General features: G+C 39.3%; 12 protein-coding genes and 2 pseudogenes. 2 read left to right on the top strand and 12 right to left on the bottom strand.

What is annotated here, in order from left to right; translation table 11 throughout:
* Positions 1 to 22: 22 nt before the first annotated feature.
* The 10 genes and pseudogenes from NXX38_RS18730 to tsaD all read right to left on the bottom strand — a co-directional run bounded on the left by NXX38_RS18730 (position 23) and on the right by tsaD (position 8,423).
* The gene (locus NXX38_RS18730) at positions 23 to 1,018 is read right to left on the bottom strand and encodes a MoxR family ATPase (protein ID WP_148366693.1); all 996 of its coding nucleotides are present in this window, start codon (positions 1,016 to 1,018) and stop codon (positions 23 to 25) included.
* A gap of 237 nt (positions 1,019 to 1,255) precedes the next feature.
* Positions 1,256 to 2,674: pseudogene (locus tag NXX38_RS18725) on the bottom strand (HU family DNA-binding protein).
* 12 nt (positions 2,675 to 2,686) lie between these two features.
* On the bottom strand, positions 2,687 to 2,959 hold the full coding sequence (locus NXX38_RS18720) for an HU family DNA-binding protein (RefSeq protein WP_004306073.1): 273 nt from the start codon (positions 2,957 to 2,959) through the stop codon (positions 2,687 to 2,689).
* Entirely contained in the window at positions 2,952 to 4,262 is a 1,311-nt protein-coding gene (gene rimO / locus NXX38_RS18715; protein ID WP_148366695.1) for a 30S ribosomal protein S12 methylthiotransferase RimO, read from the bottom strand. Before rimO ends, NXX38_RS18720 begins: the two co-directional genes overlap by 8 nt.
* Positions 4,259 to 5,218: a signal recognition particle-docking protein FtsY gene (gene ftsY / locus NXX38_RS18710; RefSeq protein WP_148366696.1), complete on the bottom strand. Its 960-nt coding sequence runs from the start codon at positions 5,216 to 5,218 to the stop codon at positions 4,259 to 4,261. The genes rimO and ftsY overlap by 4 nt, the downstream gene beginning before the upstream one ends.
* Positions 5,219 to 5,356: 138 nt before the next feature.
* On the bottom strand, positions 5,357 to 5,515 hold the full coding sequence (locus NXX38_RS18705; protein ID WP_004295982.1) for a DUF4295 domain-containing protein: 159 nt from the start codon (positions 5,513 to 5,515) through the stop codon (positions 5,357 to 5,359).
* A gap of 16 nt (positions 5,516 to 5,531) precedes the next feature.
* Positions 5,532 to 5,720 carry a 50S ribosomal protein L33 gene (gene rpmG / locus NXX38_RS18700; RefSeq protein WP_002560155.1) on the bottom strand — a complete coding sequence of 63 codons (189 nt, stop codon included), beginning with the start codon at positions 5,718 to 5,720 and terminating at the stop codon, positions 5,532 to 5,534.
* A gap of 21 nt (positions 5,721 to 5,741) precedes the next feature.
* Positions 5,742 to 6,002 carry a 50S ribosomal protein L28 gene (gene rpmB, locus NXX38_RS18695; RefSeq protein WP_004295983.1) on the bottom strand — a complete coding sequence of 87 codons (261 nt, stop codon included), beginning with the start codon at positions 6,000 to 6,002 and terminating at the stop codon, positions 5,742 to 5,744.
* Between the two features lie 123 nt (positions 6,003 to 6,125).
* Entirely contained in the window at positions 6,126 to 7,358 is a 1,233-nt protein-coding gene (locus NXX38_RS18690; RefSeq protein WP_258980654.1) for a competence/damage-inducible protein A, read from the bottom strand.
* Positions 7,359 to 7,403: 45 nt separating this feature from the next.
* Positions 7,404 to 8,423: a tRNA (adenosine(37)-N6)-threonylcarbamoyltransferase complex transferase subunit TsaD gene (tsaD, locus tag NXX38_RS18685; protein ID WP_148366698.1), complete on the bottom strand. Its 1,020-nt coding sequence runs from the start codon at positions 8,421 to 8,423 to the stop codon at positions 7,404 to 7,406.
* A gap of 200 nt (positions 8,424 to 8,623) precedes the next feature.
* On the opposite strand from tsaD, the gene NXX38_RS18680 reads away from it, so the two are divergent.
* Entirely contained in the window at positions 8,624 to 13,078 is a 4,455-nt protein-coding gene (locus NXX38_RS18680; RefSeq protein ID WP_195650129.1) for a translocation/assembly module TamB, read from the top strand.
* 87 nt (positions 13,079 to 13,165) lie between these two features.
* Here the strand turns inward: NXX38_RS18680 and NXX38_RS18675 are convergent.
* Positions 13,166 to 14,024: pseudogene (locus NXX38_RS18675) on the bottom strand (PepSY-like domain-containing protein).
* A gap of 21 nt (positions 14,025 to 14,045) precedes the next feature.
* Entirely contained in the window at positions 14,046 to 14,483 is a 438-nt protein-coding gene (locus NXX38_RS18670) for a PepSY-like domain-containing protein (RefSeq protein WP_148366701.1), read from the bottom strand.
* Between the two features lie 316 nt (positions 14,484 to 14,799).
* Here NXX38_RS18670 and NXX38_RS18665 point away from each other — a divergent pair, with 316 nt between their 5' ends.
* Positions 14,800 to 15,951 (top strand): NEW3 domain-containing protein, encoded by a 1,152-nt coding sequence (locus tag NXX38_RS18665; RefSeq protein ID WP_148366702.1) that lies wholly within the window; start codon positions 14,800 to 14,802, stop codon positions 15,949 to 15,951.
* Positions 15,952 to 15,953: the final 2 nt, after the last annotated feature.

Genomic DNA, 15,953 nt, shown 5'->3' with positions numbered 1-15,953 from the left:
TTGACTGTATTATAACTACAAATTAGGGCACTTCAACCTTATTCAGAATCTTACTGATAATTTCGTCCGAAGTCATGTTGTTAGCTTCAGCTTCGTAGGTCAATCCGATACGGTGGCGAAGAACATCATGTGCTACAGCACGTACATCTTCCGGAATAACGTAGCCGCGACGTTTGATGAATGCATACGTACGAGCAGCTAATGCCAGATTGATAGACGCACGAGGTGAACCTCCGAATCCGATCATATCTTTCAGTTCCTTGAGGTCATATTTATCAGGGAAACGAGTTGCAAATACAATATCTACAATATAACGCTCGATCTTCTCATCCAGATAAACTTGACGAACAACTTTACGTGCTTCAATAATTTCATCCGCTCTTAGAATAGGCTTCACATTAAACTTCTCACCATTGATATTCTGACGAATAATCAATTTTTCTTCTTCCAACTTCGGATAATCAATGACTACTTTCAGCATGAAACGGTCAACCTGTGCTTCAGGAAGCGGATAAGTACCTTCCTGTTCGATAGGATTCTGAGTTGCCAATACAAGGAAAGGTTCCGGTAACATGAATGTTTCTTTACCAATAGTAACCTGACGTTCCTGCATTGCTTCCAGCAAAGCACTTTGTACTTTTGCAGGAGCACGGTTAATTTCATCAGCTAATACAAAGTTTGCGAAAATAGGTCCGCGCTGCACTTTAAAAGATTCATCTTTCTGACTGTAAACCATTGTACCGATAACGTCTGCAGGCAATAAGTCCGGCGTAAACTGGATACGGCTATATTTCGCATCAATCAGAGAAGCGAGTGTCTTAATAGCCAAAGTTTTCGCCAAACCAGGCACACCTTCCAAGAGGACATGGCCATCGGAAAGTAATCCGATAAGCAGTGATTCAACCAAATGTTTCTGACCAACAATGATTTGGTCCATACCTGTCGTAAGATTGGTAACGAAAGCACTTTGTCTTTCAATCCGCTCATTTAGCTCGCGGATATCAATTGATTCAGCCATAAATACTTAATATTTTATTATTTAAATCCCATTAATTTTATGTAAGCCTTGCCTGTGTCATAAGGCTTTTTATTTTGCCCCAAAAGTACGCCATATAATTAACGATTGCAACTAATTTTTATTAAAAAACAATGCGAAATCTTTAGATTAAGGTACTTTCATACGCTTTTGTACATCCATAACACTTCACCCGACCAATACAGGATTTGCATGGTCGGGTGAATGGATTATAACTACTTATTCTTTTGTAAGTTCCGGTATTTCAATAGTTGTGCCATACGGTACATTGTTGGGGTTCTTAATAACCTTCGGATTGTGTTTCACAATGTATGGCCACATTGCCTTTGTACCATAAAAACGCAAGGAAACCCTAGTCAAAGTTTCTCCTTCTTTGATTGTATATTTCGTCTTAGTTCCTGTAATCTTATAAGATGCTGAATCCAGATAGACAGGAGTAGCAGGTTGTTGTGTGACCGTTTGAGGCTCTGCTTTAACAGGAACAGCTTCTTCTTTTTTGGGGTAACCGGTTGTGTCGTGGTAGCGACTTTGGATACATCAGGCGTTATTGCCTTTGCAGTATCCTTATGTGCAATCGTATCAGAAAGCTGCGCTTCCGGTTGAACGGGTTGGGTGGTTACAGGTGGCATATCCATTGCATTCTTGTCAGATGAAGAAGAAAATAAATCCGGATAATAAATAAAAAGAATGACACCTCCGCATAATAGCAAAACGACTACAATAACAGCTATTAAATAAGGTACAGGAGATTTTTCCTTCACTGGGGCTGTCTTTTTAGAAACCGGTTGGGATACTTGTTCCGGTTGGACCGGTTTTATCATTTCTTTTTCAGCAGGAGACACTATGGGAGTCACAGGTTGCAGATTTGCTTTTAGAAGCTCTTGCTCTATAATCTTTTCGGCAGTGATCTCTTCTTTTTCTTCTTCTATAGATGCTGCTTGCTGCTCATCGATTATCACTTCCTCTTCCGGAACCTCTTCATCTTCCAGCTGTTCTATCTTTTCTTCGATATCAGTCTCTGTAATGGCTTCTTCGGGCTCTTTAGGAGACGTCTGTTCTGTCGATTCCTGTGCTATTGCAGATTCCTCAGTAATAGCAGGTTTTTCAATAGACTCTTCCACAGGTGGCTGACTGGCTATTTGCTCTTCCTGAATCGGCTCTTCTTCCGAAAGACCATCATCAGTACCTTCATTTTCTTCTATCACAGTAGTTTCAGAATCACCACCTACCTCATTCAAGACTGCCTGTGCTGATGCTTCCTCTACTGTTTCTTCTTCCTCAGTCTCTTCTATCGGAGTATCTTCCAGAATTGTATTTTCATTCAACACAACAGTCTCAAAGTGTGCAAAAGGTTTATTTATCGTATCCCTTAGATTTGCATCCGGAGAAAATGAGACTTTTGTATGTCCTTTTTATCTGGAAACGCTCTCCTGTGTTGACATTGACACTTTCCCGGCTATCTACATCAATAAGTTTGAAAGTTCCCAATCCTTTGATTTTTACAGTCTTTTCGTTTTCCAAGGCTTGCTCTATCAAGAGAAAAAACTCTTTAACAAACGCTTCGGCGTCTTTCTTGGTCATGCTATGTTTGGCTGCCAATAAGTCAGTAAGGTCTTGAATTGTTAGTCTTTCATTCATAACGGGAAATATTTATTTAAACTTATCTTTCAATGTATTGCTAGGTCTATACGATAATACCAATTTAGGTGGAACCAGCATGCGTTGTTTGCTTGCCGGGTTGATTGAGATCCGTTCCGCTTTCTTTTTCACTTCAAAAGAACCGAATCCTTGAATTGCAATCACATTACCTTCTTCCAATTCTTGTGTCATACTGGACAACAAAGAATTCATCAATTCGGAAGTATCTTTGATTGTATATCCCAATCTTTCCGCTAGTTCGGATGTAAATTCCTTATTATTCATAGTCATTTATAATCTTTGCATATAAATCAAAATCGTCCGCATTCACCACTTCTACCTGATAAAACTGTCCGATCTTAAGCTCTCTCTCTGAACGATCAATCAATACTTCCGGATCTACTTCCGGTGAATCAAACTCTGTCCGTCCGATATAATAATCTCCTTCCAGACGATCGATTATAACTTTCATCTGTTTACCGATCTTTTCTGCACTTAACTCTGCCGAAATACCTTGTTGGATATCCATCAATTCATCAAGTCGGGCTTGTTTAACCTCTTGTGGGATAGAATCTTCGTATGTTTCTGCAGCATAGGTCCCTTCTTCTTCGGAATATGCGAAAGCGCCCATCCGATCAAAACGTACTTTACGTACAAATTCTTTGAGATCTTCGAAGTCCTCCTCTGTTTCTCCGGGATGTCCTACCATCAAAGTCGTCCTCAGGTGAATGCCCGGCACTTCTTTACGGAATTGTTCGATCAATTGGTAAGTATCCTCTTTGCTCACTTGTCGGCGCATTAACCTCAACATATTGTCACTGATGTGCTGAAGGGCAATGTCCATGTATTTGCATACATTGTCACGTTCGCGCATAACCCGGAATAAATCTGTTGGAAAATGTGCTGGATAGGCATAATGCAAGCGAATCCATTCCACCCCGGGTATATCAGAAATACGTTCAATCAATTCCGGAAGCATTTGTTTCTTATACCGGTCGATGCCATAATAAGTCAATTCCTGTGCGATCACTTGAAATTCTTTCACGCCTTGCGATACCAAGTATCGTACTTCGTCCAGAATTTCTTCCATTGGTTTGGAAATATGATGTCCTGTAATAATGGGGATAGCACAATAAGAACATTTACGGTCACATCCTTCTGAAATTTTCAGGTAAGCATAATGCTGGGGAGTTGTCAATGTCCGTTCAATATATAATTCATCGTGATAGACCTTTCCCAAGTCCTGTAAAAGCTCCTTCCAATTAAACTTCCCATAAAATTTATCTACCTGTGGTATCTCAACAGCTAGTTCCTTGAGATAGCGTTCGGAAAGACAACCCATCACGAAAAGTTTCTTTAAATCCCCTTCTTCCTTTCTTTCAGCGAACTCCAGAATCATATTTATGGATTCTTCTTTGGCATCACCAATGAACCCGCATGTATTGATTACCGCAATTTCCCCTTGCGGATTTTCAGTGTCATGAGTTACGCTGTATCCGACTTCCTCCAATTGACGCATCAGCTGCTCGGAGTCAACCAGATTTTTAGAACATCCTAAAGTAATAATATCTATCGTCTTTCTTTTCATGCATTTTCTCCAAACAAGGAATCAACGAATTCATTTTTACGGAATACCTGCAGGTCTTCCATGCCTTCGCCTAGTCCGATATACTTAACAGGAATCTTGAATTGATCGGAAATACCAATCACAACACCACCTTTGGCGGTTCCATCAAGCTTAGTGATGGCCATAGCGGTAACTTCCGTCGCCAAAGTAAATTGTTTGGCTTGCTCAAATGCATTTTGTCCGGTGGAACCGTCCAATACCAATAAAACTTCATCCGGTGCATCAGGCACCACCTTTTTCATTACATTCTTAATTTTGGTCAGCTCGTTCATTAAGCCTACCTTATTATGCAGACGACCTGCTGTATCAATAATAACCACGTCTGCGTTATTGGCAACGGCCGAACTAAGAGTGTCATAAGCCACAGATGCGGGATCCGCTCCCATTTTCTGTTTGACTACGGGAACTCCTACCCGTTCTCCCCAAATCATTAGCTGTTCCACAGCTGCAGCGCGGAAAGTGTCGGCGGCTCCCAGATAAACGGATTTACCTGCTTTCTTGAATTGATAAGCTAGTTTGCCAATAGTCGTAGTTTTACCTACCCCATTTACTCCCACAACCATAATGACATAAGGCTTTCTTGCGATGGGTATGTCGAAATCAGCTACATCATCCGAATTATTTTCAGTAAGCAGAGCTGCTATTTCGTCACGTAATATAAGATTCAGTTCCTGAGTATTTACATACTTATCTGCAGCAGCACGTTTTTCGATGCGCTTGATAATATTTAAAGTTGTTTCTACACCGACGTCAGATGTAATCAGCACTTCTTCCAGATTATCTAATACTTCATCGTCTACTTTTGACTTGCCAGCCACAGCACGAGCTATTTTACTGAATACGCTCTCTTTGGTTTTAGATAATCCTTTATCTAAAGTTTCCTTCTTCTCCTTTGAAAAAAAACTAAAAAATCCCATATTTACACTTGTTTGTATAATACATTTGCTACAAAGATATAACAAAGGATTGGAAAAGTAAAAAAAGAAGCAATAAAAAATCCCCTCATTGTTTGCCAATGAGAGGATTTTGCAGTTATAGCGTATATGCTATTTCGATTATTTTTTGAAAAAGTCTTGTACTTTTTCGTTCGGAACCATTTGTTCATCAAAAACGTATGCTCCAGTTTTTGGAGATTTTACCATTTTGATAACCTTGGTATAAGCACGACCTTCTTTAGAACCTTCGTGCAAACTTGCTACTGTTTTCTTTGCCATGGGTTATACGACTTTATTATTTAATTTCCTTGTGTACTGTTACTCTCTTCAGAATCGGGTTGTATTTTTTCAACTCAAGTCTTTCTGTAGTATTCTTTCTGTTCTTAGTTGTGATATAACGAGATGTTCCCGGCATTCCACTATCTTTGTGTTCTGTACATTCCAGAATCACTTGCACTCTGTTACCTTTTGCTTTCTTTGCCATTGTAAGTTTTCTCCTCTACGTTTAGCCGATTACTTTAATGCTTTTCCAATCACAATAACCTTTAGCCACTGCTTCAGTCAGCGCAGCATCCAGTCCTTTTTTGTTGATAATACGCAACCCGTTAGCACAAATGCTAAGGCTGATCCAACAATCTTGTTCTACATAATAGAACTTTTTGTTAAACAAGTTCAAATCAAAGGTTCTTTTAGTTCTTCTCTTTGAGTGTGAAACATTGTTGCCAATCATGGCTTTCTTTCCGGTAATTTGACAAATCTTCGACATTTCTATCTTATTTTTATAGTTTTATATCTATACTTCTTTCAAACAGGACGCAAAGTAAGCACTTTTATCCGTATAAAACAAGAATTTCCTAAAATAATTCACTTCCAGGCACCTATTTTTCTTTTATTTGAGTAAATCACGGAGCATTAATAGTGCATTATTGCCTGCTCTTTCGATATTCATGCTTCTTCCGCGGTTCGTTTCCTGTTTGTAAGTACGAATTTCGTTTTTATAACCAGCGGCTATCCAAACAGTTCCCACCGGCTTCTCGGGAGTACCACCTCCGGGGCCTGCTATCCCTGAGGTAGCAATGGCGCAATCGGTTTTTAGTGCTTTCATCGCACCTTTTACCATTTCAATCACAGTTTCTTCACTGACAGCCCCATGTTGCTCCAATGTTTCGGAGGAAACGTGTAAAAGTCTCATTTTTACTTCATTGGAATAGGCTACAACACTTCCGTTAAAATATTCAGAACTACCGGCAATGGAAGTCAAACGTGCGGCAATACTGCCTCCGGTACAACTTTCTGCGGTGGAAACGGTCAATTTCTTCTTTTTTAAAAGTTCGCCGACTATAACTTCCAAAGGTGTATCTTCTTCACTGAAAATGTCTTCACCAAGTATTTCCTCTAATTTTACTTTTTCACGTTCAAGAAGAACTTTTACTTCCTCCCTGTTTTGTCCGCGTCCTGTCAGTCTAAGACGAATAATACCCAGCTTAGGTAAGTATGCCAATTTGATACATTCCGGCAGAGTGCTCTCCCACGGTTCCAGTTTTTCTGCCAATACGGATTCCGGATAGTTTTGTACGAGAAATGTTTGGTGCATAATCACATCCGTTTGAAACCTCTCGTGCAGCTTAGGCAATACACTTTCTGTCATTACGGCAGTCATCTCTTGCGGAACGCCCGGCATGGAAACAAGTACTTTTCCATCTCTTTCGAACCAGCTGACAGAGGCACTTCCTACAGGATTATTTATCACCGTACAATCTTTCGGAACCATTGCCTGGCTTTTGTTGAGTGCATTCATAGGTATTTTCCCTGCCAGTACCCGTTTTACGTTTTCGAATACTTCTTCGTTGAAAACCAGTTCCGTATGAAAGTATTTACATAAAGTTTGTTTGGTGATATCGTCTTTGGTAGGTCCGAGTCCTCCGGTTACTAAAACAATATTCACCCTTTCCATCGCATTATCAATCGCTTCCATGATTTCCTTTTCCCGGTCACGGATTGAAACAATACGAAGAACCTCAATGCCTATTTTATTTAATTCCTGCCCCATCCAGGCTGAATTAGTGTCGACAACCTGTCCTATCAACAGTTCATCGCCAATGGTTATTATTTCGGCAAACATACTTCTTAGTTTTTATCCTATTATATATAAATAAGGTATACCCAATTATAACGTCACACGAGAATAAGCCGGAAGATCAATAGAACAAAAGTCCTTATCCAGATATTTGAAATATCCGGTAATGGCGATCATGGCTGCATTATCAGTTGTATAACTGAATTTAGGGATAAAAATATTCCAGCCATATTTCTCGGCATGTTCCCGAAAAGCATTACGCAATCCATTATTTGCAGAAACTCCTCCGGCTACAGCTATTTCATTAATCTTATATTCTTTGGAGGCTTTTCGTAATTTATCCATCAGAATATCCACTACAGTAGCCTCCAATGATGCTGCAAGGTCTACTTTGTGATGTTCTATGAAATCGGGATCTTCCTTTAACCAGTCGCGTAATGAATATAAAAAGGAAGTTTTCAATCCGCTGAAACTGTAATCCAGACCAGGGATATGCGGTTTGCTGAATGTAAAAGCTTTCGGATTTCCCTGACGAGCCAGTTTGTCAATGATCGGTCCGCCGGGATAACCAAGTCCCATCACTTTAGAGCATTTATCAATAGCTTCACCTGCGGCATCGTCAATAGTCTGTCCGAGAATCTCCATATCATTATAGGCTTTGACCAGTATGATTTGTGAATTTCCTCCGGATACTAGTAAACAGAGAAATGGGAAAACAGGTTGTCGCTCCTCTTCTCCTTCTGCTTTAATAAAATGAGCTAAAACATGTCCTGTCAGATGATTAACGTCAATCATTGGAATATTTAAAGAACGAGCGAATCCTTTTGCAAAGGAGACCCCAACAAGCAAAGACCCCATCAATCCCGGTCCGCGAGTAAAAGCTACTGCGCTCAACTCTTCTTTGGTGACGCCGGCACGTTTTAATGCTTCATGTACTACCGGTACGATGTTTTGTTGGTGTGCCCGTGAAGCCAACTCGGGTACTACTCCGCCGTATGCTTCATGTACGGCTTGACTTGATACCACATTTGACAGCAAATAACCATCCTTGATTACGGCTGCCGACGTATCGTCACAGGAGGATTCAATTCCTAAAATTATTGCACTCATAAGTATTTAAACTATTAAACGGTGCAAAAGTAATCATAAAACTATGATTCGTAACGAACTATTTTATATTTTTGTTCGCAAAATAAAAGTAATCGCATATCAGAACGCTGAAAAAGACTGTACGCTGGGTAGTAGGTATTGTACTGGGAGTATATATCGGGACTATTGTTTTGCTGAATATACCAAACATTCAGCAAGCAATGAGTGTATTTGTAGCTGAAGAACTTTCCGAAGTTTTAAATACAAAGGTAGTGATTGGTAGAATTAATATCGGTCTATTGAACCGTATTATTATTGATGATGTATTGCTTGACGATCAGAGTGGTCAGGAAATGCTTAAAGTCACACGTTTGTCCGCCAAATTCGATATTATGCCCTTTTTTAAAGGAAAGATATCCATTAGCAGTGTTCAGCTTTTCGGATTTAATATCAATCTCCTGAAAGAGACTCCGGATTCACCTCCTAATTTTAAGTTTGTTTTGGATGCTTTTGCTTCTAAAGATACGGTGAAGAAAGAAAACTCCCTTGATTTACGTATTAATTCCATCCTGATTCGTCGTGGAAGGATGTCTTATCATGTGTTGTCGGAAGAAGCAACACCGGGAAAATTTAATGCTAAGCATATTCAGCTTCAAAATATCATCGCTAATATATCGTTGAAGGCATTAAGTAAGGACTCTTTGAATTTAGGGATCAAGCGATTGAGCCTTGATGAAAAAGCATCCGGCTTCTCTTTGAAGAAAATGAGTTTGAAACTGGTTGCCAATAACAAGCAGACAAACATTGATAATTTTACAATAGAATTGCCCGAAACCTTCCTCAAACTCGATACCATTCATTTGGAGTATGATAGTTTGAAAGCTTTTGACCGTTTTACAGAACAAGTACATTTCTCTTTCCGTACTTTGCCGTCGCAAGTTACTTTAAAAGATATTTCTCCTTTTGTTCCTATCCTTTCGCATTTCAAGGAACCGGTGACATTGGATATGGAGGTGAAGGGGACTGTGGATCAGTTGACTTGTTCGCATCTGGAGATTACAGCCGATGGCCGTCAGTTTCGTCTGCGAGGAGATGTATCGCTTCAGGACTTATCGCGTCCACAAGATGCGTATGTATATGGAACTCTTTCCGAACTTTCGGCCAATGCTCGCGGAGTCGGTTTTTTAGTGCGTAATTTAAGCCATAATTATAATGGAGTTCCTCCTCTTCTCGAACGTTTGGGAAACGTGAGTTTTCAGGGAGAAATTTCGGGATACTTCACAGACTTAGTTACTTATGGGCAATTACAAACGAGTCTTGGAAATGTAAAGACCGACTTGAAATTGAGCTCTGATAAGACAAAAGGATTGTTTGCGTATTCCGGAGCTGTCAAAACAGAGGATTTTCAACTAGGTAAATTATTGGATAATGAGGAGTTGGGAGAAATTACTTTCAATCTGGATGTACATGGCCGGCATATTGCTGACCACTTGCCTGCCGTAGAATTGAAAGGACTGATTGCTTCGATAGATTATAGCAGATATAGATATGAAAATATCACACTGGACGGAGAATACAAACAAGGCGGATTTAATGGAAAGATAGCGTTGGATGATCCTAATGGCTCTATTTATTTGAATGGAGACGTAAATGTTGCATCCAAAGTTCCTACTTTCAATTTTCTTGCAGTAGTCAATAAAGTACGTCCACATGATTTGAATCTTACCACCAAATATCCCGATGCAGAGTTCAGTTTAAAACTGAAAGCCAATTTTACAGGTGGATCAGTGGATGAGATGATTGGAGAAATCAATGTGGATAGCTTGGAATTTACAGCTCCGGATAAAGCATATTTCATGCAGAATTTGAATATCCGGGCAACCAAACAAAATGGAGAAAATCAGCTTAGATTGACTTCTGAATTCCTGAAAGCAAGCATAGAGGGAAAATTCCAATATCACACATTACCTGCCAGTATTCTGAATATTATGCGGAAATATGTGCCGTCTTTGATATTACCTCCCAAGAAGCCGATTGAAACCCATAATAACTTTTTGTTTGATATACATATATATAATACGGACATTTTATCTACGATATTTGATATACCGTTAACGGTGTATACTCATTCTACGTTGAAGGGGTATTTTAATGATGCTTTACAACGCTTGCGTGTAGAGGGATATTTCCCCCGTCTGCAATATAAGAACAACTTTATTGAGTCAGGCATGATTCTGTGCGAGAATCCGGCAGATCATATCCGCGCACGGGTTCGTCTGACTAATTTGAAAAAGAAAGGAGCGGTCAATCTATCTCTGGATGCACAAGCTAAAGATGACGATGTCAGTACGACTTTGGATTGGGGAAATAATGCTGCAGCAACATATAGCGGGAAATTAGCAGCTGTTGCCAAATTTCTACGTACAAGCGGAGAAAAGTCCTTATTGAAAGCGATGGTGGATGTGAAACCTACTGATGTTATTTTAAATGATACTCTTTGGAAGATACATCCTTCGCAGGTGGTAGTCGATTCCGGACGAGTGGATGTGAACAACTTCTACTTTAGTCATCAGGATAGATATGTACGTATTAACGGCCGGCTTTCCGAGAATCCTAAAGATACTGTAAAGGTTGATCTAAAGGATATAAATATGGGATATGTATTTGATATTGCAAGTATATCCGACGATGTTAATTTTGAGGGTGATGCAACAGGAACGGCTTATGCAAGCGGAGTGCTTAAAAAGCCTATCATGAATACTCGTTTATTTATAAAGAATTTCTCACTCAACAACGGTCGTTTGGGTGAACTGGATATATATGGTGAGTGGGATAATGAAAACAGAGGTATCCGTTTGGATGCATCCATTCAGGATATATCCCCTTCTCCATCGCGTGTCACGGGTATTATTTATCCATTAAAACCCGAGAGCGGACTTGATTTAAATATTGAAGCAAATGAATTGAATTTGAAATTCCTCGAACATTATATGAAGTCTATTGCCAATGATATTAAAGGGCGGGGAACAGGAAAAGTACATTTCTATGGAAAATTTAAAGGATTGAACCTGGATGGTGCTGTAATGACAGACGCATCCATGAATTTTGATATTTTAAACACGCATTTTGCAGTAAAAGACACCATTCATCTGGCTCCTACCGGATTGACATTCAATAATATACATATTTCTGATATGGAAGGACATTCGGGAAGAATGAATGGATATTTGCATTTCCAGCATTTTAAGAACCTAAACTATCGTTTTGAGATACAGGCAAATAATATGCTTGTGATGAACACAAAAGAATCGACAGATATGCCTTTTTATGGTACGGTGTATGGTACCGGAAATGTATTGCTCTCTGGAAATGCCATACAGGGGCTCGACGTAAATGTGGCCATGACTACAAATCGAAATACTACCTTTACCTATATTAATGGTAGTGTAGCATCGGCTACTAGCAATCAGTTTATCAAATTTGTAGATAAAACACCTCGTCGTACTATCCAGGATTCTGTTCAAGTAATCTCATATTACGAACAAATACAGCAAAAACGTCAGGAGGAGGAAGAACAGAAAACAGATATCCGTTTGAATATTCTGGTGGATGCAACTCCCGATGCCACCATGCGAATCATCATGGACCCTATTGCCGGAGATTATATCAGCGGAAAAGGTACGGGAAATATCCGGACGGAATTTTATAATAAGGGTGATGTGAAGATGTTCGGTAATTACCGGATCAATCAAGGAGTATATAAATTTAGTTTGCAGGAAGTGATCCGTAAAGACTTTATTATCAAGGATGGAAGTACAATAACATTCAATGGTGCACCTTTGGATGCTAACATGGATATACAAGCTTCATATACAGTGAACTCTGCTTCTTTGAATGATTTGATACCGGATGCTTCGGCTATTATACAACAACCCAATGTGCGTGTAAATTGTATCATGAATCTAAGTGGTATGCTGGTACGGCCGACTATCAAACTGGGTATTGAGCTTCCGAATGAAAGAGATGAAATACAAACATTGGTGCGTAATTATATCAGTACGGAAGAGCAGATGAATATGCAGATTCTTTATTTGTTGGGTATTGGCAAGTTCTATACGGAAGATGCCCGTAATAACAATCAGAATTCGAATGTGATGTCATCGGTGCTCTCATCGACTCTTTCCGGCCAGTTGAATAATGCACTTTCACAGATCTTTGAAACGAATAACTGGAATATCGGTACGAATTTGAGTACGGGTGATAAGGGTTGGACAGATATGGAAGTAGAAGGTATTTTGTCGGGACAATTATTGAATAACCGTTTATTGATAAACGGAAACTTCGGTTATCGGGATAATCCGATGGCTAATACTAACTTTGTAGGAGACTTTGAAGCAGAATGGCTGATTACCCGTTCGGGAGATATCCGTTTGAAGGCTTATAATGAGACAAATGACCGTTATTACACAAAAACAAATTTGACTACACAAGGTGTAGGTATCATGTATAAGAAGGACTTCAATAAATGGAGTGATTTATATTTCTGGAATAAATGGCGGTTACGCAATAAGCGGAAACGGGAAGAAGCTGAAAAGGTGAAACCACAACAAACGGACAGCATCACTGATAAAACTGCTAAATCGGCAGTGAAAAGAAAACGTGCACAGGAACAGTAAAAAACAATAAACGATGACATATCCACCAGGAATAATGTCATCGTTTGTTGTTTGTGAGAATTAGGTTTCAGAATTATACACTTTGACCTATGAAAGGACAGTACCGTTCTCGCCTATGTTTACTACTTTATCTACATTCCCCTTCTCAAGTTCAATTCGATAATATATGCTACCATCTGCTTTTTCAACATACTCCGCTTCGTCAAAACGATATTCTCCATATTGATTATTAAGAGTACTTTTTACCGCTTCAGGCAATTCATTCTGACGTACTTCCCATGAAGTAGAATACCAATTTCCAGTCTGGTTGAACAATACATCTTTTGAGATTCCATTATGAATGATATCTACCTCTGTATATCCGAAATCCCAATCATTTCCTATCATCTTCTACGTCTACTTCCAAGATTCTTGCATTCGGATACTTTTCATTGATGAAGTTTTTCATAGCTTCAGTCAATTGTACAGGAAGATGTTCGGTGTTATCATCATCAGTGTCTACAATACTTTTAATCAGAGTTCCATCGGCAGAATAATACAAATCTACCTCCTGATTCTGCTTTTCGACTTCAATCACGAAAACAGTTTCAACGCCTGTCCGTTCCAGTTTGTCTATATCATCCCGTTTCCATGAGGCATATTCGCTGCTCTCAAAAGACGTTTTTACGGCTTGTGGTAATGCATTATAAGGAATGTCCGTTTCTGTCATTTGCCATTTTCCATCCTGGGTGAACCATGCAGATGCTTCATATCCGTCATAGAAATCGGCTACATAATATCCGGACTTAGTTTCCCACTTCACATTTGCAGCATTAGGGAATTTGGATGAGAATGCACTTTGAAGTTCGGCAGGAACAGTTATTGAACCATCGTCATCGTTGTCACAACTTTGCAGACTCCATGTGACGCTTAGTGCCAGTAAAAGTGTATAAATCTTTAGTTTCATCTTTGTTCAATTTAAACAGGTTTAGAAATCAATATCAATCAAATTAAATTTCAGGTCAAACTTCAGTTCCGTACGGTTGGATAGTTTTACTTCATAATCTTTCTTATCTCTCTCAATTTTCAGAATTTTAGCATCAGGGTAATTGGTCGTTACATATTTCTGAATAGCTGCCGGAATAATTGCTGTAGGTACAGAACTATATTTGCAGTTTACTTCTTCCCAGTTACCTTTGTTATCAAACTCCACTTTATCACCATTCGTGAAAATCACTTCATAACTTTTATAGAAGAAATCACTTTCCATTTTGGCTAATGCTATTTTGCTATCGGCAAAATGCTGTTTAATGAACTGCTGTGCCGGTTGTGGCATTTGAGTTACCTGGATTGGTTTGTCGTCATCTGCACGAGCTACTGTTTGCAAAGTGAAAAGACATACTAATAAGAATACTAACTTTTTCATAATCGTTGTTTTTTAAATATTGGTTTTTACTATTATTAATTTTATAATGCAAAGATGAGAGGAGAATCTGAAAAGATTTGGGAATTTTGAGAATTTCCCCCAAAAAAATCGAAAAAATATAGTGACGCTATCCGATTAATATAGTGTCACTATATATAAAGGATACCGTCACCATCCTATAGGGATAGTGTCACTATAATTTCTTTCTGAAATTAGATTCTTTATGATTCTTTTAAAACTACTAATATACACATCGTTTATTTTTGCACACACAGATTTGACAATATTCATATTAAACAACCATAAGAACTTTTTTATGACTATGAGAACAAATTATTTTTTATTATTAGCTATTCTATTGGGGATGCTCCCTATGAGTTACACGCACGCCAATGATTCAATACCTAAGAGCGTGATTCTGTACACACCTTACACAAAAATCTCCGTATCTCCCGGAGCGTCAATTGACTACAGTATTGATCTTATCAACAACACAGACCAGTTGACGAATGCGAATCTTTCTGTCAGCGGATTGTCCGCCAGTTGGAAACACGAAATGAAATCCGGTGGCTGGAGCCTTAGCCAACTATCAGTACTTCCCAAAGAGAAAAAGACTTTCAATTTAAAAGTCGAAGTCCCATTAAAGGTGAATAAAGGTAATTATCACTTTGTGGTATATGCCGGAAACGCCAAACTTCCGTTGGATGTGGTGGTTGCTCAAAAAGGAACATACCAGACTGAATTTACTACCGACCAACCCAACATGCAGGGAAATTCCAAATCAACCTTCACTTTTAGCGCCACTTTAAAGAATCAGACTGCCGACCAGCAGCTATATGCTTTGATGGCTAATGCACCCAGAGGTTGGAATGTAGTTTTTAAACCTAACTATAAGCAAGCCACTTCTGCACAAGTGGAAGCCAACAGCACTCAAAATGTAAGTATAGATATTACTCCTCCTGCCAATGTAGAAGCCGGCAGTTACAAAATTCCGGTACGTGCCGCTACAGGTACCACTTCTGCCGAATTGGAACTGGAAGTGGTTGTTACCGGCTCTTATCAAATGGAACTGACTACTCCCCGTGGGCTATTGAGTACAGATGTCACAGCAGGTGATATAAAGAAAATAGAACTGGAAGTCAGAAACACAGGCTCTTCATTACTGAAAGATATTCAGCTATCTGCCAATAAACCTGCTGACTGGGAAGTAACTTTCGAACCTTCAAAAATCGATGCACTAAAAGCCGGAGAGACATCAACGGTTATGGCTACTTTGAAAGCTTCTAAAAAAGCATTGCCAGGCGACTATGTGACTACCATCATGGCAAAAACTCCTGAAGTAAATGCCGATGCGCAGTTCAGAGTTGCAGTAAAAACTCCGATGATATGGGGATGGGTAGGCGTTCTTATCATTATTGCCACCATCGGCGTGGTTTACTACCTGTTCCGTAAATATGGAAGGAGGTAAAT

Origin of the sequence: Bacteroides sp. BFG-637, from assembly GCF_024793605.1 — a bacterium.
Lineage (GTDB): Bacteria > Bacteroidota > Bacteroidia > Bacteroidales > Bacteroidaceae > Bacteroides > Bacteroides vicugnae.
The sequence above is the reverse complement of the archived record's forward strand: the minus strand, read 5'-3'. Positions and strand labels throughout refer to the sequence as shown.